At 74.3% G+C, this 20,914-nt stretch carries 14 protein-coding genes and 1 pseudogene; 14 read left to right on the top strand and 1 reads right to left on the bottom strand.

From position 1 onward, the window contains the following. Positions 1 to 17 precede the first annotated feature (17 nt). Entirely contained in the window at positions 18 to 1,151 is a 1,134-nt protein-coding gene (gene mnmA, locus ACFY00_RS06990; protein ID WP_388028065.1) for a tRNA 2-thiouridine(34) synthase MnmA, read from the top strand. Here the strand turns inward: mnmA and ACFY00_RS06985 are convergent. After that, positions 1,148 to 2,788, bottom strand: a complete 1,641-nt coding sequence (locus tag ACFY00_RS06985) for a hypothetical protein (RefSeq protein WP_388028063.1) — start codon at positions 2,786 to 2,788, stop codon at positions 1,148 to 1,150. The genes mnmA and ACFY00_RS06985 overlap by 4 nt on opposite strands. 151 nt (positions 2,789 to 2,939) lie before the next feature. On the opposite strand from ACFY00_RS06985, the gene ACFY00_RS06980 reads away from it, so the two are divergent. The 13 genes and pseudogenes from ACFY00_RS06980 to ACFY00_RS06920 form a co-directional block, all read left to right on the top strand. After that, entirely contained in the window at positions 2,940 to 3,476 is a 537-nt protein-coding gene (locus ACFY00_RS06980) for a TIGR00730 family Rossman fold protein (protein WP_388028061.1), read from the top strand. Positions 3,477 to 3,487: 11 nt separating this feature from the next. Next, the gene (locus ACFY00_RS06975) at positions 3,488 to 4,177 is read left to right on the top strand and encodes an SDR family oxidoreductase (RefSeq protein ID WP_388028059.1); all 690 of its coding nucleotides are present in this window, start codon (positions 3,488 to 3,490) and stop codon (positions 4,175 to 4,177) included. A gap of 117 nt (positions 4,178 to 4,294) precedes the next feature. Continuing rightward, positions 4,295 to 5,266, top strand: a complete 972-nt coding sequence (locus ACFY00_RS06970; RefSeq protein WP_388028579.1) for a methionine synthase — start codon at positions 4,295 to 4,297, stop codon at positions 5,264 to 5,266. A 20-nt stretch (positions 5,267 to 5,286) separates the two neighbouring features. Next, positions 5,287 to 7,620, top strand: coding sequence for an NAD-dependent DNA ligase LigA (gene ligA, locus ACFY00_RS06965; RefSeq protein ID WP_388028577.1), 2,334 nt, complete (start codon positions 5,287 to 5,289; stop codon positions 7,618 to 7,620). 363 nt (positions 7,621 to 7,983) lie between these two features. Continuing rightward, a pseudogene (locus ACFY00_RS06960) lies at positions 7,984 to 9,510 on the top strand (putative bifunctional diguanylate cyclase/phosphodiesterase); the annotation flags it as partial. 167 nt (positions 9,511 to 9,677) lie between these two features. Then, positions 9,678 to 9,974, top strand: a complete 297-nt coding sequence (gatC, locus tag ACFY00_RS06955; RefSeq protein WP_030460841.1) for an Asp-tRNA(Asn)/Glu-tRNA(Gln) amidotransferase subunit GatC — start codon at positions 9,678 to 9,680, stop codon at positions 9,972 to 9,974. Between the two features lie 5 nt (positions 9,975 to 9,979). Beyond that, positions 9,980 to 11,473, top strand: a complete 1,494-nt coding sequence (gene gatA, locus ACFY00_RS06950) for an Asp-tRNA(Asn)/Glu-tRNA(Gln) amidotransferase subunit GatA (protein ID WP_388028057.1) — start codon at positions 9,980 to 9,982, stop codon at positions 11,471 to 11,473. Beyond that, positions 11,470 to 11,709, top strand: coding sequence for a hypothetical protein (locus tag ACFY00_RS06945; protein ID WP_376052632.1), 240 nt, complete (start codon positions 11,470 to 11,472; stop codon positions 11,707 to 11,709). Before gatA ends, ACFY00_RS06945 begins: the two co-directional genes overlap by 4 nt. A gap of 26 nt (positions 11,710 to 11,735) precedes the next feature. Continuing rightward, positions 11,736 to 13,238, top strand: a complete 1,503-nt coding sequence (gene gatB, locus ACFY00_RS06940; protein WP_388028054.1) for an Asp-tRNA(Asn)/Glu-tRNA(Gln) amidotransferase subunit GatB — start codon at positions 11,736 to 11,738, stop codon at positions 13,236 to 13,238. A gap of 226 nt (positions 13,239 to 13,464) precedes the next feature. Further along, positions 13,465 to 13,668, top strand: coding sequence for a hypothetical protein (locus tag ACFY00_RS06935; protein ID WP_388028052.1), 204 nt, complete (start codon positions 13,465 to 13,467; stop codon positions 13,666 to 13,668). Positions 13,669 to 13,742: 74 nt separating this feature from the next. Next, on the top strand, positions 13,743 to 16,766 hold the full coding sequence (locus ACFY00_RS06930; protein WP_388028050.1) for an AAA family ATPase: 3,024 nt from the start codon (positions 13,743 to 13,745) through the stop codon (positions 16,764 to 16,766). 198 nt (positions 16,767 to 16,964) lie between these two features. Next, positions 16,965 to 19,919 (top strand): putative bifunctional diguanylate cyclase/phosphodiesterase, encoded by a 2,955-nt coding sequence (locus tag ACFY00_RS06925; protein WP_388028047.1) that lies wholly within the window; start codon positions 16,965 to 16,967, stop codon positions 19,917 to 19,919. Between the two features lie 276 nt (positions 19,920 to 20,195). Further along, positions 20,196 to 20,914, top strand: a 719-nt coding sequence (locus ACFY00_RS06920) for a thiamine pyrophosphate-binding protein (protein ID WP_388028044.1), incomplete at its 3' end; no start/stop codon positions are given.

The raw sequence follows: 20,914 nt of genomic DNA, 5'->3' as shown, positions 1-20,914 counted from the left end.
TTACGCTTGGAGGCACCATGACTGACTTCCCCGGCGCCCCGACCACCCCGTCCACCGGCCGCCTGCGCGTGCTTGCCGCGATGTCCGGCGGCGTCGACTCCGCCGTCGCCGCCGCCCGGGCCGTCGAGGCCGGCCACGAGGTGACCGGCGTCCACCTGGCGCTCGCCAGCAACCCGCAGTCCTTCCGCACCGGTGCCCGCGGCTGCTGCACCCTGGAGGACTCCCGGGACGCCCGCCGCGCCGCCGACGTGATCGGCATCCCGTTCTACGTCTGGGACTTGGCCGAACGCTTCCGCGAGGACGTGATCGAGGACTTCGTCGCCGAGTACGCCGCCGGGCGCACCCCCAACCCGTGCCTGCGCTGCAACGAGAAGATCAAGTTCGCCGCGCTGCTCGACAAGGCGATCGCGCTCGGCTTCGACGCCGTCTGCACCGGCCACTACGCCCGGATCGTCGACCACCCCGACGGCACCCGCGAACTGCACCGCGCCGTCGACGCCGCCAAGGACCAGTCGTACGTCCTCGGCGTGCTCGACGCCGAACAGCTCGCCCACTCGCTCTTCCCGCTCGGCGACACCACCAAGGACGTCATCCGCGCGGAGGCCGAACGGCGCGGCCTCGCCGTCGCCAAGAAGCCCGACAGCCACGACATCTGCTTCATCACCGACGGCGACACCCAGGGCTTCCTGGCCGAGCGCCTCGGCACCGCCCCCGGCGACATCCTCGACACCGACGGAACCAAGCTCGGCGAGCACGACGGCGCGTACGGCTTCACCATCGGCCAGCGCAAGGGCCTGCGGCTCGGCCGCCCCGCCGCCGACGGCAAGCCCCGCTACGTGCTCGACATCTCGCCGGTCAACAACACCGTCACCGTCGGCCCGGTCGAGGGGCTCGACGTGCACGCCCTCACCGCCATCCGCCCCCGCTGGTGCGGCACCCCCGCCGTCGGCGAGGGCCGCTACACCGCCCAGCTGCGGGCGCACGGCGAGGAGGTGCCCGTCACCGCCGTGCTGAGCGACGACCGGCTGCACGTCCGGCTCGACACCCCGGCCCGCGGCATCGCCCCCGGGCAGGCCGTGGTGCTGTACGACGGCACCCGGGTGGTCGGCTCGGCGACCATCGCGAGCACCGAGCGGGCCGTCGGGGTCTAGTGACCCAGCTCGAAGTCGAGCTCGCTCAGGTGTGACAGCGGCGGTACGGTGACCGCCTCGCCGCGCAGCGCCCCGCGCAGGACCTCGCGCAGCCGCTCGTCGTCCAGGACCGCCCGGTAGTCGCCGAGCCAGGACAGCCGGCGGTCCAGCGACAGCGCGTGCTCCGCGGCGGCCCGGACCCCGGGGGAGAGCGGGCCGCGCCGGGAGAGTTCGGCGACGGCCCGGGTGCCGAGCAGGTACGGGGCGGGGTCCTCGTAGGAGCGGCGGACCGGCGGCGTCCGGAGCAGCCCGCGGGCCGCCGCCTCCGGGTCGGCGGGCGGCTTCGGGCCCTCGGCCGTGCCGTCCCAGGCCGCCAGCAGCCGGACACCCGGGTGGTGGTGCGGCCAGGCGTGCGACTCGCCCTCCCGGGCCCACTCGGCGACCTGCGGGCGCAGCACCGCCGCGTGCTCGTGCAGCGGGAGCAGCGCGTCGTACGGTTCGGGGCGGCGCGGGCCGCCCGTGTCGTAGCCCCGGCCCGCCTCCCTCTCCGGCGCGGTCAACCGCCACACCAAGCCGGGCAGGGCGCGCGGGTCACCGGTTCGGGCCAGTGCCCAGTGCGCCTGGTCGCCGACGCTGCCGTCGAGGAACTCGTCGCCGCTGTCGGCGTCGTCCAGCAGGGCGTGCAGCGCGTCGGCGTACGGGGCGGCCGCGCGGCCCAGGACGGCGAGGAAGGCCGTGGCCCAGTAGCGGACCTCGGGGGCGGGCGAGGAGAGCAGCGCGCCGGCGGTGGCGAGCCAGAGCGGGCCGGTGGACGGGAGGTCCAGCAGCGGGCGCCAGCCGGCCTCCAGGGCGGCCGCGCACAGCTCGTGGCGGCCCGCGTCCGCCGCCGCCCGGGCCAACCGGGCGCAGAGGTGGGTGGTGAGGCGCGGCGGCAGCCCGTGGCCGGTCCAGGCGACCTCCCGGTCCAGCGCCGCCGGGTGGTCGTCGCCGGGCTCGCTCCAGAGCCGTTCGACGGCGGCGGGCGCCGCCGGGTCGAGGACGGCCGCCACCCATCGCTCGGCCCAGCGTTCCGGTTCGGCGGCGTCCAGCGCGGCCAGCCCCCACAGGGCGGCCAGCCGGTGGGCGGCGGCGTCCGGCCCGGTGGCGCGGTGCAAGGTGTCGGTGAGCAGGGCGCGGGCCGCGTCGACGGCCGGGTCGGCGACCTCGCCCAGGCGTCTCAACTGCCTGATCCGGAGCCAGGGTTCGGGCTCCTCCGGGATCCGTGCCAGCAGTGGTGCGGCCCGCTCCACCAGGTACAGGGCCGTGCGGCGGACCTCCGGGTCCGGGTCGTCGAGCAGTGGTTCCAGGGCGGTGCGGTGCTCGCGCCAGGCGGCGGCCCAGCCGGGCGCGTGGCGCTCGGCGGCCTCCTGCCGGGCGACGCCGACCAGGTGCACCAGGACGCTCAGCAGCTCTTCTCGGTTCGGCCGGTCCGGGTCGCGGACCAGGGCGACCAGGAACGGCAGCGCGGCGGGCGCGGCCAGGTCCATGCCCCTCTCCCAGTGGTACAGCGACAGCGCCCAGGCGGTCGGCTCGCCCCGGGCGGCCCGCCGCAGCTGCTCCAGCACCGGTTCGGGGGCCCACGCCGTCAACCGCCGCCATGCTTCGTCCACTGCCGTCACGCGCGGCATGGTGGCAGGTCGGGGGAGCGGTGGGCCAAGGGTTTTCCCGGTCGTGCGGGTGGGCTGCCGGGAGGGCGGCGCGCCGTTCGGGATCGGCGGTCCGCAAACGGTTTGACCCGGGTGCGGCGGGCGGTGATAGGACTGGAGCACTATGAACATCACGGTCTTCTGCTCCGCCAACCCCCTCGACGCCAAGTACACCGCCCCGGCGGCCGAGTTCGCCCGGCTGCTGGGGGAGGCCGGGCACACGCTGGTGTGGGGCGGGTCGCACGCCGGGCTGATGGGCGAGCTCGCGGACGGGGTCAAGGCCGCCGGGGGGCGGCTGGTCGGGATCTCGGTGGAGTTCCTGCGGCACAAGGCGTACGAGGGCGCGGACGAGCTGGTCACCATGCCGGACCTGCCGACCCGCAAGGCCGAGCTGCTGGCGCACGGGGACGCGCTGGTGGTGCTGGCCGGCGGGGTGGGGACGCTGGACGAGATCACCGAGGTGCTGGAGCTCAAGAAGCACGGCCTGCACGACAAGCCGGTGGTCGTCCTGGACAGCGAGGGCTTCTACACCGGTCTGCGCCTCCAGCTGGAGCGGATGGACGCCGAGGGCTTCCTGCCCCGTCCGCTCGCCGAGCTGGTGACCTTCGCGCAGACCCCGGCCGAGGCCTTCGCCCACCTGTCCGCCCACCAGAACCAGTAGGGAAGATCGAATTGGGTGTTCACCTGATCACCGGAGCGGGCTCCGGCATCGGCGCCGTCGTCGCCGACCGGCTCGCCGCCCGCGGCGAGGAGCTGTGGCTGCTCGCCCGGGACGCCCGCCGCGCGGCCCAGTTGCGCGAGCGGTTCCCCGCCGCGAAGACCCTGGTCGGCGACCTGGACGACCCGGCCAAGCTGTCCTGGGCCTTCGGGCACCAGAGCCTCCCGGTCGAGCTCGACTCGCTGCTGCACGTCGCCGGGGTGGTCGAGCTCGGCACGGTCGCCGAGACCCCGGTCAAGGCCTGGCAGCACCAGCTCAACGTCAACGCCGTCGCGCCCGCCGAGCTGACCCGGCTGCTGCTGCCCTCGCTGCGGCTGGCCCGCGGCCACGTGGTGTTCGTCAACTCGGGCGCCGGGCTGCGCGCCGACCCGACCTGGGGCTCGTACGCGGCCAGCAAGTTCGCGGTGCGCGCGCTGGCCGACGCGCTGCGGCAGGAGGAGCACGCCAACGGCGTCCGGGTGACCAGCGTCTACCCGGGGCGGACGGCCACCCCGATGCAGGCCAAGGTGCACCAGCAGGAGGGCGCGGAGTACGACCCGGAGCGCTGGATCGCGCCGGAGTCGGTGGCCACCGCCGTCCTCACCGCGCTCGACCTGCCCAGGGACGCCGAGATCACCGAGATCACCGTCCGGCCGGGCAAGTAGCACGACCGCGGGGGCGCGGGTCGTTTCCCGCGCCCCCCGCGCGCCTCGTAGGCTCTCCCCGTGACTGACGTGGACGTTTTCGCGGAACTGTCCGGTGCGGCGACCGGAGTCGGGTCGATGCCCGGCGGGGACGTGCGGGAGATGGCCCGGGGCGTGGCGGCCGAGCTGGAGCAACTGCCGCACCTGCCCGAACTGCCCGCGCGCGGGCCGGGCGCCGACATGATCGGGCGCGGCGCCGGGCTGCTGACCGAGCTGTTCGTGCAGACCGAGCCCAGCGGCTGGCGCTTCACCGACCGCCCCGGGCGCGACACCAGGCGGGCGGTGTCCTGGCTCGGCGAGGACCTCGACGCGCTGGAGGAGTACACCCAGGGCTACGCCGGCCTGCTCAAGGTGCAGGCCGTCGGGCCGTGGACGCTGGCCGGGTCGATCGAGCTCAAGCACGGCGAGAAGGCGCTCAGCGACCCCGGCGCCTGCCGCGACATCGCGGGCTCGCTCACCGAGGGCCTGCGCCGCCACCTCGCCGACGTCCGCCGCCGCGTCCCCGGCGCCACCGTCGTCCTGCAGCTCGACGAGCCGCTGCTGCCCGCCGTCCTCGCCGGGTCGGTGAAGACCGCCAGCGGCTTCCAGCGGCTGCGCGCGATCGACCGCCAACACGCCGAGCAGACCTTGCGCGAGGTGATCGGCGGCCTCGGCGCGCCCGTCCTGGTGCACAGTTGCGCGCCCGGGGTGCCGATCCCGCTGCTGCGCCGGGCCGGGGTGGCCGGGATCAGCCTGGACTTCGGCCTGCTGACCGAACGCGACGACGACGACCTGGGCGAGGCGGTCGAGGGCGGCACGCTGATCCTGGCCGGTGTGGTGCCCTCCACCGACACGACCCCCGCCGAATCAAAAGCGGTGTCAGACCCGGCCGGTAGTGTCCAGGGTGTCAGGACGTTGTGGCGCAGGCTCGGGCTGGCCCCCGAGCTGCTGGGCCGCCGGGTGGTGGTGACGCCGACGTGCGGGCTGGCGGGGGCGTCCCCGGCGTACGCGCGGCGGGCACTGGCCGTGGCGGTGCGGGCGGCCCGCAGCCTGGTGGACAACCCCGAGTGACGAGCGAGGAGGACGGCGCGGTGGCGGCTGTGGAGGGCTGGGAGGACGTCCCGTTCGAGGTGCGGGCGCGGCACGCCGGGTTGGCGTCCGAGATCGAGGAGCACCGCTTCCGGTACTACGACCACGACGCCCCGGTCATCAGCGACGGCGAGTTCGACGCCCTGATGCGGGAGTTGGAGGCGCTGGAGGCCGCGCACCCGGCGCTGGTGACGCCCGACTCGCCGAGCCAGAAGGTCGGCGGCAGTTCGAACGAGCAGTTCGCCGCCGTGGTGCACCGGGAGCGGCTGCTCAGCCTGGACAACGCGATGGACGACGAGGAGCTGGCCGCCTGGGCCGAGCGGGTCGCCACCGAGCTGTCCGGCATCGACTACCACTACCTGTGCGAGCTGAAGGTGGACGGCCTGGCCGTCAACCTGACGTACCAGCGCGGCGAGCTGACGCTGGCCGCCACCCGCGGCACCGGCACGGTCGGCGACGACATCACCGCCAACGTCCGCACCATCGAGGGCATCCCGCACCGGCTGCACGGCGAGGACCTGCCGGAACTGGTCGAGGTCCGCGGCGAGGTCTACCTCTCCAACGACGCCTTCGACGCGCTGAACGCCGCCATCGCGGAGGAGAACGAGCGCCGCCGCCTGGAGAACGTCGAGCGCGCCGCGGCGGGCAAGCGGCTGCTGGCGATGACCAAGCTGTACATGAACCCGCGCAACGCCGCCGCCGGTTCGCTGCGCCAGAAGGACCCGCTGATCACCAAGGCCCGCGGGCTGCGGATGGTCGTGCACGGCATCGGCGCCCGGAAGGGCTTCGACATCGACTGCCAGTCGCACGCGTACCAGCTGCTGCACGACTGGGGCCTGCCCACCGCCAAGCACAACCAGGTGGTCGGCACGCTGGACGAGGTGCGGGCGTTCATCAAGCGCTTCGGCGAGCAGCGGCACTCGGTCGAGCACGAGATCGACGGCGTGGTGGTCAAGGTCGACGAGATCCCGCTGCAGGGCCGGCTCGGCTCCACCTCCAAGTCGCCGCGCTGGGCGATCGCCTGGAAGTACCCGCCGGAGGAGGTCACCGGCAAGCTCGCCGAGATCAAGATCGGCATCGGCCGCACCGGCCGGGCCACCCCGTACGCGGTGCTGGCCGAGCCGGTGAAGGTGGCCGGGTCGATGGTGCAGTACGCCACCCTGCACAACCAGCAGGTGGTGAAGGCCAAGGACGTGCTGCTCGGCGACACCGTCGTGCTGCGCAAGGCGGGCGACGTGATCCCGGAGATCCTCGGCCCGGTCTACGACCTGCGGGACGGCAGCGAGCGGGAGTTCGTGATGCCCGCCGAGTGCCCGGAGTGCGGCAGCGGGCTGCGCCCGATGTCCGAGGGCGACATCGACCTGCGCTGCCCCAACGCCCGGTACTGCCCGGCCCAGATCCGCGAGCGGATCGCCTTCCTCGGCGGCCGCAGCAGCCTGGACGTCGAGGGCCTCGGCTACGTCGCCGCCACCGCGCTCACCCAGCCGCTGCCGCCGGTCGAGCCGCCGCTGCGCAACGAGGGCGACCTCTTCGACCTGACCGAGGAGCAGCTGCTGCCGATCAAGGTGCTGGTGCGCGACCCGAAGACCGGCATGCCCAAGCTGGACGACGAGACCGGCGAGGAGAAGGAGGTGTTCTTCTTCGCGAACAACGCGGGCACGGCCAAGAAGAACACCACCGCGCTGCTCGACAACCTGCGGGCCGCCCGGAGCAGCCAGCTGTGGCGCTTCCTGAACGGCCTGTCGATCCGGCACGTCGGCCCGGTCGCCGCCCGGGCGCTGGCCCGCGAGTTCCGCGACCTGGACCGGATCTTCGCCGCCGACGAGAGCGAACTCGCCGCCGTCGAGGGCATCGGCCCGACCATCGCCCGCGCCGTCAAGGAGTGGTACGCCGAGGACTGGCACCGGGAGATCCTGGAGAAGTGGCGCGCTGCGGGCGTGGTCTTCACCGAGGAGGCCGGGGACGAGCCGGCCGAGCGCCCGCTGGAGGGCCTGACCGTGGTGGTCACCGGCACCCTCGCCGGGCACACCCGGGACGGCGCCAAGGAGGCGCTGACCTCGCGCGGCGCCAAGGTGACCGGCTCGGTGTCGAAGAAGACGCACTTCGTGGTGGTCGGCGACAATCCCGGTTCCAAGCACGACAAGGCCCTGCAACTCGGCGTTCCGGTGCTGGACGACGAGGGATTCGCCGTCCTGCTCGAACGGGGGGCGGACGCCGCCCGGGAACACCTCGGCCTGGAGCCGCTCGCCGCCCCGGAGGCCGCCGGAACCGGTGCGAACGAGCCGGACGCGGTGGGGGAGAATGTCGCAGAAGAGACGGAGAAGAAGGTTTCCTGACGGGTCGTTATCGTCCTGATGCCGCGTCAGTCGGGTGTTCGAGAAGGAAATCGGGCATTGTGTCACTGAACAACGCGCGGATATGACGTTGCGCTCGGAGCTGGCCCGAAAGTGCGCCCAGGTGGGGCACCCCGGCTTACCCTGGGCGCTACGAACTGTCAGCAGGAGTGTGTGGCGCCGGCCTTGCGCCGGAGTCCCGGGGACACGCCCTCGTCTGACGTCCACCGGCACCTCCCGGAGAGGGGTGCCTCACCGTGAGGCGGCCCCGCCGGGGGGCGGGCCCGACGGAGGACTGGGCTTATGGATCGTACGACCGGCGGCGCGCCCACACGCCCGCCGCAGGGGGTGGCGGGGGCGGTACTGCTCCTCGGCGTGCTGCTGGCCGGGGCCGCGCCGCTCATCCCGCTGGCCGTCCTGGTGTACCGCTACGAACCCGAACTGCTCCCGCTGTTCGCGGTTCCCCTCGCCGTGCTGGTCGCCGCCTGGAGGATCGCCCGGGACCGGGCGCGGGACCAGCTCACCGACCCGCTGACCGACCTGCCCAACCGGCAGGCCCTGCTGATCGCCACCCAGGAGGCGCTGGCCAGGCACGAGGCCGAACCCGGCCACGGCGTCGGCCTGATCCTGCTCGACCTGGACCGCTTCCGCTCCCTCAACGACGCCCTCGGCCACACCGCGGGCGACCGGCTGCTGGTGCACATCGCCCGCCGGCTGCACCGCGCCCTGCGCACCGGCGTGGGCGGCCCGCGGGAGGGCGAGGACGGCACCGCGCTGCCCCCGGCCGTCGGCCGCGGGGAGCGCCCGGTGGTGGCCCGGATGGGCGGGGACGAGTTCGCCGTGCTGCTGCCGGGGATGGGCAGCACCGAGGCGCTGGAGCGGACCGCGAAGGCGCTGATCGCCGAACTCGCCGCGCCGATCCGGCTGGACGGCTTACTGCTCGTCCTGGAGGCCAGCGCCGGAGTGTGCGCCTACCCCGCCCACGCCCAGGACGCAGAATCGCTTCTGCGCCGGGCCGACGTCGCGATGGGCCACGCCCAGCACGGCCGCAGCGGCGTCGAGTGCTACGACGAGTCCCGCGACCTCGACACCCCGTACCGGATCGGCCTGCTCGGCGACCTGCGGCGGGCCATCGAGATGAACGAGGTCCAACTGCACTACCAGCCCAAGGTCGCCTTCGACGGCAGCGTCGTCGGCCTGGAGGCGCTGGTCCGCTGGGAGCGGCCCGGGCAGGGGCGGGTCGCGCCCGACGAGTTCATCGCCCTCGCCGAGTCCTCCGGGCTGATGCCCCGGCTCACCGACTACGTGCTGGAGAGCGCCGTCGGGCAGATCGCCCGCTGGCGCCACCAGGGCCTGATGGTCCCGGTCGCCGTCAACGTCTCGCCCCGCGACGTCCTCAGCCCCGGCTTCGCCGCCCGGGTCGCCGGACACCTCACCCGGCACCAGGTCCCCGCGGTGGCCCTCCAACTGGAGATCACCGAACGGCTGCTGCTCGACGACAGCCGACGCGCCGCCGACACCCTCGCCGAACTGCGCCGCTACGGCGTCCGGATGTCCCTGGACGACTTCGGCACCGGCCACTCCTCGCTGGTGCGGCTGCGCAGCCTGCCGGTCGGCGAACTCAAGATCGACCGCTCCTTCGTCTCCCGGATGGTCGCCGACGACCACGACGCCGCGGTGGTGCGCTGCTCGGTGGAGCTCGCCCACTCGCTGGGCCTGACCGTGGTCGCCGAGGGCGTCGAGGACGACGAGACCTGGGAGCGGCTGCAGGACATGGGCGTCGACGCCGTCCAGGGCTGGCTGGTCTCCGCGGCGCTGCCCGCGGACCAGGCCACCGCCTGGCTGCTGGTGCGGCGCAACGACGCGCCGCCGGTGGAGTCGCTGCCGCGCTGAGCGCACCCGTGGGGGCCGTCCCGGGAACGCTCCCGGGACGGCCCCCACGCGTGCGGCCGGTCGGCCGTCCCCCTTCTGCCCATAGGATGGCCCCTTAGGACCGAAAGGACCGGCACGCCCCGAGGGCGCCGCCCGGCCCACCAGAACTCACCCTTGAGGATCGCTGCATGCCTGGCATCACGCGCGAGGAGGTCGCCCACCTCGCCCGGCTGTCGCGTCTGGAGTTGCAGGCGGAGGAGTTGGACCACTTCGCCGAGCAGCTCGACGTGATCATCGGCGCGGTCGCCCGCGTTTCCGAGGTCGCGGGGCAGGACGTCCCGCCGACCTCCCACCCGCTCCCGCTCACCAACGTGATGCGCGCGGACGAGGTGCGACAGTCGCTGACCCCGGAGCAGGCGCTGTCCGGCGCCCCGGCGAGTGAGGACCAGCGTTTCCGCGTGCCGCAGATCCTCGGGGAGGACTGACCGAGATGACCGAGCTGATCAAGTACACGGCGGCCGAGACGGCCACCGCGATCGCCGCGGGCGAGGTCACGGCGGTCGAGGTCGCCCAGGCCCACCTGGACCGGATCGACGCCGTCGACAAGAAGGTCAACGCCTTCCTGCACGTCGACCACGAGGGCGCGCTCGCCGCGGCCCGCGCCGTCGACGCCAAGCGCGCCTCCGGCGCCGAGCTGGGCCCGCTCGCGGGCGTGCCGCTCGCGCTCAAGGACGTCTTCACCACCCGGGGCATGCCGACCACCTGCGGGTCGAAGATCCTGGAGGGCTGGGTCCCGCCGTACGACGCGACCCTGACGAAGCGCCTGAAGGACGCCGACGTCGTCATCCTCGGCAAGACCAACATGGACGAGTTCGCGATGGGCTCCTCCACCGAGAACTCGGCGTACGGCCCGACCGGCAACCCGTGGGACCTCACCCGCATCCCCGGCGGCTCCGGCGGCGGCTCGGCGGCCGCGCTGGCCGCCTTCGAGGCCCCGCTGGCGATCGGCACCGACACCGGCGGCTCGATCCGCCAGCCCGGCGCCGTCACCGGCACCGTCGGCGTCAAGCCCACCTACGGCTCGGTGTCCCGCTACGGCCTGGTCGCCTTCTCCTCCTCGCTCGACCAGGGCGGCCCGTGCGCCCGCACCGTGCTCGACACGGCGCTGCTGCACGAGGCCATCGCCGGGCACGACCCGCTGGACTCCACCTCGATCGACGCCCCCGTCCCCGACGTGGTCGCCGCCGCGAGGATGCGCGACGTGCGCGGCATGCGGATCGGCGTGGTCAAGGAGTTCGCGGGCGAGGGCTACCAGGCGGGCGTGATGCAGCGCTTCGAGGAGTCCGTCGAGCTGCTGCGCGAGCTGGGCGCCGAGGTCGTCGAGGTGTCCTGCCCGTCCTTCACCCTGGCGATGCCCGCCTACTACCTGATCGCCCCGTCCGAGGCCTCCTCCAACCTGGCCCGGTTCGACGCGATGCGCTACGGCCTGCGGGTCGGTGACGACGGCACCCGCTCCGCCGAGCAGGTCACCGCGCTCACCCGCGAGGCCGGCTTCGGCGCCGAGGTCAAGCGCCGCATCATCCTCGGCACCTACGCGCTGTCCTCCGGCTACTACGACGCCTACTACGGCTCGGCGCAGAAGGTCCGCACCCTGATCTCCCGGGACTTCGACGCCGCCTTCGCGGGCGTGGACGTGCTGGTCTCCCCGACCACCCCGACCACCGCCTTCCGCCTCGGCGAGCGCACCGACGACCCGCTGGCGATGTACCTCGCCGACCTGTGCACCATTCCCTCGAACCTCGCGGGCAACGCGGCCATGTCGCTGCCCTGCGGGCTCGCCCCGGAGGACAATCTCCCGGTCGGCCTGCAGATCATCGCCCCCGCGATGGCGGACGACCGCCTCTACCGCGTGGGCGGCGCCGTCGAGGCCGCGCTCAACGACAAGTGGGGCCACGCCCTGCTGGAGGAGGCACCGGCACTATGAGCAAGATCGAGAAGGCCAAGGGCTGGAAGCACTCGAAGCCCGGCCTGTGGCTGTCCATCGGCACCAGCGCCTTCGGCGCGCTCTCCATCGCCAAGGACGTCCGCAAGGCCCGCGAGGACAACGACACCCTCAAGCTGGTCAACGCCCTGGTCGGCGCCGCCGCCCTGATCACCGGCACCGCGCTCCTCGTCCGCGAGCTCAAGCGTCTCGGCGACGACGACGTCCTGCTCGGCTGAACCTCCATGACTGAAGAAGGGACGCTGTGAGCGTCATGAGCCTGGTCTCCTACGAGGAGGCTCTCGCCTCGTACGACCCGGTGATGGGCCTTGAGGTCCACGTCGAGCTGGGTACCAAGACCAAGATGTTCTGCGGCTGCTCCACCGAACTCGGTGCCGAGCCGAACTCGCAGACCTGCCCGACCTGCCTCGGCCTGCCCGGTTCGCTGCCGGTGGTCAACGCGGTCGGCGTGGAGTCGGCGGTCCGGATCGGTCTCGCGCTGAACTGCGAGATCGCCGAGTGGTGCCGGTTCGCCCGGAAGAACTACTTCTACCCGGACATGCCGAAGAACTTCCAGACCAGCCAGTACGACGAGCCGATCGCCTTCAACGGCTACCTCGACGTGCAGCTGGAGGACGGCGAGGTCTTCCGGGTGGAGATCGAGCGCGCCCACATGGAGGAGGACACCGGCAAGTCCACCCACGTCGGCGGCGCCACCGGCCGCATCCACGGCGCCGAGTACTCGCTGCTGGACTACAACCGGGCCGGCATCCCGCTGATCGAGATCGTCACCAAGCCGATCGAGGGCGCGGGCCACCGGGCACCGGAGGTCGCGAAGGCGTACGTCGCCGAACTGCGCGAGCTGATCCGGGCGCTGGGCGTCTCCGAGGCCCGGATGGACAAGGGCCAGATGCGCTGCGACGTCAACCTGTCGCTGCGCCCCAACGGCACCTCGACGTTCGGCACCCGCAGCGAGACCAAGAACGTCAACTCGCTGCGCAGCGTCGAGCGGGCCGCCCGGTTCGAGATCCAGCGGCACGCCACCGTCCTCGCCGACGGCGGCACCATCGTCCAGGAGACCCGGCACTTCCACGAGGACGACGGCTCCACCACGGCCGGCCGGATCAAGGACAACGCCGAGGACTACCGGTACTTCCCCGAGCCCGACCTGGTGCCGGTCGCCCCGGCCCGGGAGTGGGTCGAGGAGCTGCGGGCCTCGCTGCCCGAGCTGCCGCGGGTCCGCCGGGCCCGGCTGCAGGCCGAGTGGGGCCTGAGCGACAAGGACATGCAGTCGGTGCTCAACGCCGGCGCGGTGGAGCCGATCTCGGAGACCATCGCGGCCGGCGCCCCCGCCGACCAGGCCCGCAAGTGGTGGATGGGCGAGCTGGCGCGGCGCGCCAACGAGACCGGCACCGAGCTGTCCGAGCAGCCGATCACCCCGGCCCAGGTCGCCCGGGTGTGCGCGCTGGTCGCCGAGGGCAAGCTCAACGACAAGCTGGCCCGCCAGGTCATCGAGGGCGTCCTCGCGGGCGAGGGCGAGCCGGACGACGTGGTCGCCGGGCGCGGCCTGGCCGTCGTCTCGGACGACTCGGCGCTGGGCGCGGCCGTCGACCAGGCCATCGCCGACAACCCGGACGTCGCGGCGAAGATCCGCGACGGCAAGGTGCAGGCGGTGGGCGCGCTGGTCGGCGCGGTCATGAAGACCACCCGCGGGCAGGCCGACGCGGCGCGGGTCAAGGACCTCATCCTGGAGCGGCTTGCCGCGTAAGGATCGTCAAGCGCAGCCTGGAGAAGCTCGTCTGAGGTTCCTAAGGCGGTACGCAGGCGCCTAAGGAGGCTCCTTAGGCCCGCCGAGCACGGTGCCCGCCCCCTCCCGGGGGCGGGCACCGGCGTTTTCCCCGCCCGGGGCCCGCGGAGATCGGGCAGGCTCCCGATGTGGCGCACCCCCCTGGGAGCGGAGGCTGGACACCAGCAGACGACGAGGGGAAAACACCGTGTACGAGTACGAGTTGTTCAAGGTCAGGGAACGCGAACTGCACGGCCGGGCCGCCGCCGAGCGGCTGGTCCGCGAGGCGGCCGGCGCCCGCGCCGGGCTGGTCGAGCGGGTGGTGCGGGCGGTCCGCCGGGAGGGCGCGCCGCGCGTCAAGCCGGTTGCGGGGAAGGGCCGTTCGGCCGCCACGGCCGGCTGCGCCGGATGACCGGCGGGCCCGGTCCGTCCGTGGGCCGGGATAACCGTTCGGCGGGGTCCGAGGGCTGTGGCATGCTCACGGACATGGAGCAGACAGTCAGCCCGGTCTTCGTCGGACGCGGTCGGGAGACCGACCTGCTCGGCGCGGCCCTGGGCCGGGCGAGGGCGGGGGAGCCGCAGGCCGTGCTGGTCGGCGGCGAGGCGGGGGTCGGCAAGACCCGGCTGGTCGAGGAGTTCCTGGCGCAGGCCGAGGCGGACGGGGCGGTGACCGCGCTCGGCGCCTGCCTGGAGGTCGGCGCCGAGGGCCTCCCGTACGCCCCGCTCTCGGCCGCGCTGCGCCGCCTGCACCGGCGGCTCGGGCCCGAACTGGACGCGGCCGCGGCCGGGTTGGAGGGCCACCTCGCCCGGCTGCTGCCGGACTTCGGGGAGGCCGACGGGGAGGGCAACGACGAGTACGGCCGGGCCCGGCTGTTCGAGCACACCGCCCGGCTGTTCGAGCGGCTGACCGAGGACCGGACGCTGGTCCTCGCCGTCGAGGACCTGCACTGGTCCGACCGCTCCACCCGGGAACTGCTCGCCTACCTGGTCCGCACCCTGCACCGCTCCCGGGTGCTGATCGTCACCACCTACCGCACCGACGACCTGCACCGCCGCCACCCGCTGCGCCCGTTCCTGGCCGAACTGGAGCGGCTGCGCACCGTCCAGCGGCACGAACTGGACCGCCTGGACCGGCCGGAGGTGGCGGCCCAACTGGCCGGCATCCTCGGCCCCGAGACCCCCGGACGGGACGTGGTGGACCGCATCCACCGCCGCTCCGAGGGCAACCCGTTCTTCGTCGAGGAACTCGCCGCCGCCTACCGCGACGGCTGCCTGGCCTGCGTCACCGAATCCCTGCGCGACATCCTGCTGGTCCGGGTCGAGGCGCTGCCCGAGGAGACCCAGCGGATCGTCCGGATCGCCGCCGAGGGCGGCTCCCGGATCGAGCACGCCCTGCTCGCCGCCGTCGTCGCCGAGAGCGGCGCCGGCGGCGAGGACGCGCTGATCTCCGCGCTGCGCACCGCCGTCGGCGCCAACATCCTGCGGCCCGACACCGACGGCGAGGGCTACCGGTTCCGGCACGCGCTGGTCCGCGAAGCGGTCTCCGACGACCTGCTGCCCGGCGAGCGCCAGGGCATCAACCGGCGCTTCGCCACCGTCCTGGAGGCCGACCCGGAACTCGTCCGCGCCGAGCAGCGCACCGCCCGGCTCGCCGACTACTGGTACCACGCCCACCAGCCCGCCCGGGCCCTGCCCGCCGCCCTCGACGCCGCCCGGGACGCCCGCCGCCGCAACGCCTTCGCCGAGCAGCTCAAGATGCTCGAACGCGCCATCGAACTCTGGGACACCGTCTCCGAACAGGCCCTCGCCACCACCCTGCGCCCCTACGACTGGGCCGACACCTACCCGCCCTGCGCCTGCGACGACGGCGAGCACGACGGCTGCGACCGCCTCCAACTCGTCGACGTGCTGGCCGAAGCGGTGGTCGCCGCCCGCCGCGCGGGCGACCGCGACCGCGGCCAGAACCTGGCCCGCCGCGCCCTCTCCCAGGTCGACGAGGCCCGCAACCCGCTGCGCGCCGCCTGGTTCCGGCTGCAGCGCGCCAAGATGCTCGACCAGCTCAAGCGCAGCGGCGGCCTGGAGGAGATCCAGTACGTGCACCGGCTGGTGCAGGACCTCGGCCCGTCCGTCGTCCAGGCCGAGGCGCTCTCCCTGGAGGCCGCGCACGGGCTGCTCCGCAACCCCGGCCCCGCCGCCGTCGCCGCCGCCGAACGCGCCGTCGCCGTCGCCCGCCAGGTCGGAGCCCCCTCGATCGAGGTGCACGCCCGGGTCACCCTGGCCGGGCTGCTCGGCGACTTCGACGAGGGCGAACGCGCCGTCGACCTGCTCACCGAGGCCGTCGAACAGGCCCACCGGCTCGGCAACGACGACGTCCACGTCCGCAGCCTCAACAACCTCGCCAGCCTGCTGCTCTCCTACGGCCGCGCCGAGGAGGCCGTCACCGCCGCCCGCACCGGCCTCGACACCGCCCGCCGCAGCGGACTGCTGCTCAACACCGGCCCGATCCTCACCGGCAACCTCGCCGAGGCCCTGCTCGCCGCGGGCCGCACCGAGGAGGCCGCCGCCGTCCTCGCCGACTGGGACGACAAGCCCGAGGCCGACACCCACGGCGAGTTCATGGACCGCCTGCGCGGCGAACTCGCCCTGCTGCGCGGCGACACCGCCGAGGCCGAGATCCACTGGGCCGCCGCCCACGCCAGCGGCGGCGGCGGCGCCCAGCCCCAGCACGTGCTGCCCACCGCCGCCCTCGGCATCCGGCTCGCCGTCCGCCTCGGCCGCCCCGACCAGGCCCGCGCCCGGCTCGCCGAGGCGCTCGACGGCACCGTCCTGGCCGGGCAGGACGGCCACCTGCTCCCGCTGCTCACCCACGCCGCCGAGGCCGAGGCCGACCAGCACCCGCGCACCCCCGAGGGCGAGGCCGCCCTCGCCCGGATCGCCGACCTCGCCGCCCGGCTCAACCCGCGCTGCGCCCTGCACCGCGGCTGGGCCGCCCTGCTCGCCGGGGAACTCGCCCGCGCCGCGGGCCGCCCCACCGCCGAGCACCGGCACACCGCCGTCGCCGAACTGCGCGCCGCCGCCCTGCCTGGCCCGCTCTCGCTCGCCCTGCTGCGCGCCGCCGAGGACGCCGCCGCGTCCGGCGACCGCGATCGGGCCGCCGAGCTGCTCCGCGAAGCCGCCGAACTCGCCCGCCGACGCGGCGACCTGACCACCCGCCGGGACGCCGACCTGCTCGCCGACCGGCTCGGCCTCGGCCTCCGCGCCACCCCCGCGCACGGCCCCGGCGACGGCCTCGGCCTCACCCCGCGCGAACGGGACGTGCTGCGCCAGCTCACCCTCGGCCGCAGCAACCGGCAGATCGCCGAGCACCTGTTCATCTCGCCGAAGACCGCCAGCGTGCACGTCTCCAACATCCTCGCCAAGCTCGCCGTCGGCGGCCGCGGCGAGGCCGCCGCCCTGGCCCACCGGCTGCGGCTGTTCCCGGAGGAGGAGCCCGCGACGCAGGGCTCCTGACGCCTCGTCGGCCGCCCGCCGACCGCCCCCGCCGACCCCCGCGCCTGCGCCGAACGGGCGATCCCCGTCCCAACCCGCTCCGCGCCACCTGCGGTTCATTACTCTAAGTTGAGAGTGCGTGCCAGTGCGTGACCGCAGTGGTGTAGGGTCCGAAGCGGGAACACCGGTACGGCCGCGGGCCGGAGGGGGAGATGTCGATTGAACTCCACCGAGTCGGCGCCGCCTGCCCGAACCCCGTTCCGCCGCTGGACCGCCGGGCTGCTCGCGCTGCTCTGCGCCGGGTACGCCGCGGGCGCCGCGGTCAGCTGGGGATCGACCGAACTCGCGCTGGTGATGGGGGACTTCGGTCTCGCCGGGGCGGCCCTCGCGGCCGCCCTGTCCTGTCTCGCGCACGGCATCGCGGTGGGGGGCCACACCCGGCCGGCCTGGCTGCTGTTCGGGCTCTCCTCGGCCATGGTCGCGTTCGGCAACGGCGCCTGGGGCTGGTACGAGGTGGTGCTGCGGCGGCCGCTGCCCCAGGACTCCTTCGCCGACTACGCCTTCCTGCTGTTCGCCCCGCTGGCCATCACCGGCCTGCTGGTGCTGGCCCAGCGCCCGCGCACCCCGGCGGGCTGGCTCTGCCTGCTGCTGGACGGCTGGCTGGTGGCCGGTTCGCTGTTCACGCTGAGCTGGAGCCTGGCGCTGGGCCGGGTCGCGGCGGGTGACGGCGACGACCCGCTGAAGCTGGCCCTCGCCCTCGGCTACCCGGTGCTGGACATCCTGCTGGTCAGCCTGGTGGTCGGCCTGCGCTTCCGCGGCCGGGACGGCAACCGGGCCGCCGTGCACACCGCGATGATCGGCCTGGCGCTGACCGTGGTCTGCGACGCGCTGTTCACCACCCCGCAGTTCCACAGCGACTACCACTCCGGCGAACTGCTGGACGCGGGCTGGTTCGCCGGTTCGCTGCTGCTGGCCTGGGCGCCCTGGCAGCACGGCCGCCGCCCGTCCCGCCAGCACCCGTCCGCCCAGGGCCTGCCGCGCCGCCGGGTGGCCTCCACGTTCAGCGCGCTCACCCCGTACGCGGCCGCCGCCGTCTGCACCGCCGGGATCCTCTACAACGCGCTCGGCGGCCGCCCGCTGGACCGGGTGATGCTGGCCGCCGCCAGCACGGTCGGCCTGGCGCTGATCGTCCGGCAGGGCGTGATGCTGCTGGACAACCTCTCGCTGGCGCAGGAACTCGCCACCAAGGAGGCGCACTTCCGCTCCCTGGTGCAGGGCTCCAGCGACGTCATCATGATCGCCGGGCCGTCCGGGGCGCTGTCCTACGTCAGCCCCGCCGCGCTGCGGGTCTACAACCGCGACCCGGAGGACCTGGTCGGCGGCAACCTGCTCAACCTGGTCCACCCGGAGGACGTCGACCGGGTGCTGGCCGAGGTCCGCCGGATCCTGGCCCGCACCAAGGGCGCCCGGTTCAGCAACGGCGAGCCCTCCGCCCGGGTCGAGTGCCGGATCCGCTCCGGCGAGGGGGAGTGGCTGCACGTGGAGTCCACCGTCAACCCGTACCGCGACGGCCTGATCCTCAACAGCCGCGACATCACCGAACGCGTCCGCCTGCAGGCCCAGTTGCAGCACAACGCGTTCCACGACCCGCTCACCGACCTGCCCAACCGCGCGCTGTTCGCGAACCGGGTCCGGGCCGCGCTCTGCGCGCAGGGGCCTGTCGGCACCGCCGTCGCCGTGCTCTTCCTCGACCTGGACGGCTTCAAGGCCGTCAACGACACCGCCGGGCACCAGGTCGGCGACGAACTGCTGGTGCAGGCCGCCCGCCGCCTGCAGTCCGCCGTCCGCAGCGAGGACACCGTGGCCCGGTTCGGCGGCGACGAGTTCGCCGTGCTGGTGCGCGGCCGGCTCGGCCACCCGCAGGTCCGCGACCTGGCCGAGCGGATCCGCGGCGCGCTCTCCGAGCCGTACTGGATCGGCGGCGCCGAACTGGGCGTGGCCGCCTCCATCGGCATCGCCTTCGGCCCGGACGCCCCGCTGCCGCTGCCGGTGCCCGAGGGCGTCCCCGCCGGTTCCGGGGGCGCGGAGGACGCCGCCGGGGCCGCCGCCGACGAACTGCTGCGCAACGCCGACCTGGCGATGTACCGGGCCAAGTCCAACGGCAAGGGCCGGGTGGTGCTCTACACCCCGGCGATGCGGGCCGAGCTCGACCGCCGCAGCGAACTGGAGGAGCGGCTGCGGGCGGCCGTCCGGGAGGGCTCCTTCGCGCTGCTGCACCAACCCGTGGTCGAACTCGCCGGGGGCCGCCTCACCGGCGTCGAGGCGCAGGCCCGCTGGCGCTCGGCCGACGGACTGCTGCTCACCCCCGCCGAGTTCCTGCGCACCGCCGACTCCGGCGACGCCGCCACCCGCTTCACCCGCTGGCTGCTCACCGAGGCGGTCGCCGCCGCCGCCCGCCGCCGCGCCGACGGCCCCGCCGCCCCGCCCGTCCCGGTCACCGTCCGGCTCGCCGCCGAACGGATCTGCGCCCCCGGCCTGTACGAGACCCTGGCCGGAGCGCTGCGCGACACCGGGCTGCCGCCCGACCTGCTGGTGATCGAGGTCGCCCGGACCGGGCCGGACGCGCAGGCCGACGAACTCGGCCGCCGCCTGGCCGCGCTGCGCCGCCTCGGGGTCTCCACCGCGCTCGCCGGGTTCGGCGCCGGGGGCGGCTCGCTCGGCGCCCTCGTCCGGCTGCCGTTCGACGCGCTCAAGCTCGACCGCACCCTCGTCCAGGACGTCGCCGACTCCCCCCTCACCCGCGCCCTGGCCGGGCACGCGCTGCGGCTGGCCCGCGACCTCGGCATGGTCAGCGGCGCCGACGGCGTGGACCACCCCCGGCAGGTCGCCGTCCTGCAGGAGCTGGGCTGCCGCCGCGGCCAGGGGCTGGCCTTCGACCGGCCGCTGGACGAACTGCGGTTGCGCCGCGCGCTGCTGCGCCGCGGCTACCCGGTGCCGCGCCAGCCCCAGGGCGGCTCGGGCCGCCGTCCGCTGCTCACCCCCGACCTGCGGACGGGCGGCCTGGCCGAGGCCCGCCCGGGCCCCCAGCCCTCCGGCCCGGAGCTGCCGCAGCGGCACGCCGTGGGCGGTCCGAGCGGTGGCCCGCATGGTGAGACGGCGGTTCCACCAGCTTGACACCCGCCACTGCGTGGGAGGAAGGTCGGTGCCATGACCACCCGAATTCTCGTACTTGGCGGGCGCGTCGGCTGAACAGCAGCCCGACGCGCCTCCCCCTCGCATGCCCTTGGCACGAGGGGTTTTTTGTTGCACGAATCCTGGTGGGCCACCGCACCACAACTGGCCTCGACCACCTGAAATCCGGACGATTGAGGCAGAGCCGGAGACCGGCCAGGGACCGTCCGACGGCCCGGACCGGCACCCCCCGAGCAGAACCCGAGAAGAGACAGGCAGATGACTGAGCACGCCGCAACCCCCCGCCGCGGGGACCACCCGGCCGCCCACGCTCCGGGTCCCCAGACCACCGAGACCATGACCGGCGCGCAGTCGCTCATCCGCTCGCTCGAGGCCGTGGGCGCCGACACGGTGTTCGGCATCCCGGGTGGTGCGATCCTGCCGGCCTACGACCCGCTGATGGACTCCACCAAGGTCCGCCACATCCTGGTCCGGCACGAGCAGGGCGCGGGCCACGCCGCGACCGGCTACGCGCAGGCCACCGGCCGGGTCGGCGTCTGCATGGCGACCTCCGGTCCGGGCGCGACCAACCTGGTCACCCCGATCGCCGACGCGTACATGGACTCGGTGCCGATCGTCGCGATCACCGGCCAGGTCGCCTCCAAGGCGATCGGCACGGACGCCTTCCAGGAGGCGGACATCTGCGGCATCACGATGCCGATCACCAAGCACAACTACCTGGTCACCGACCCGGCCGAGATCCCCCGGGTGATCGCCGAGGCCTTCCACATCGCCGCCACCGGCCGCCCCGGCCCGGTCCTGGTCGACATCGCCAAGGACGCCCTGCAGGCGCAGACCGTCTTCCGCTGGCCGGCCGAGGCCGCGCTGCCCGGCTACCGCCCGGTCACCAAGCCGCACGCGAAGCAGATCCGGGAGGCCGCGAAGCTGCTGGTGAACGCCAAGCGCCCGGTGCTGTACGTCGGCGGCGGCGTGCTGAA

The sequence above is a fragment of the Kitasatospora sp. NPDC001540 genome (assembly GCF_042894345.1).
Classification (GTDB): domain Bacteria; phylum Actinomycetota; class Actinomycetes; order Streptomycetales; family Streptomycetaceae; genus Kitasatospora; species Kitasatospora phosalacinea_C.
Note: the sequence above shows the minus strand (reverse complement) of the source record. Positions and strands in the feature narration are given on the sequence as shown.

Excerpts from the sequence above, each read along its gene's own strand:
- mnmA (WP_388028065.1), top strand. The coding sequence starts at position 18 with ATGACTGACTTCCCCGGCGCCCCGACCACCCCGTCCACCGGCCGCCTG.
- ACFY00_RS06980 (WP_388028061.1), top strand. The coding sequence starts at position 2,940 with ATGAACATCACGGTCTTCTGCTCCGCCAACCCCCTCGACGCCAAGTAC.
- ACFY00_RS06970 (WP_388028579.1), top strand. The coding sequence starts at position 4,295 with ATGCCCGGCGGGGACGTGCGGGAGATGGCCCGGGGCGTGGCGGCCGAG.
- gatC (WP_030460841.1), top strand. The coding sequence starts at position 9,678 with ATGCCTGGCATCACGCGCGAGGAGGTCGCCCACCTCGCCCGGCTGTCG.
- gatA (WP_388028057.1), top strand. The coding sequence starts at position 9,980 with ATGACCGAGCTGATCAAGTACACGGCGGCCGAGACGGCCACCGCGATC.
- ACFY00_RS06945 (WP_376052632.1), top strand. The coding sequence starts at position 11,470 with ATGAGCAAGATCGAGAAGGCCAAGGGCTGGAAGCACTCGAAGCCCGGC.
- ACFY00_RS06930 (WP_388028050.1), top strand. The coding sequence starts at position 13,743 with ATGGAGCAGACAGTCAGCCCGGTCTTCGTCGGACGCGGTCGGGAGACC.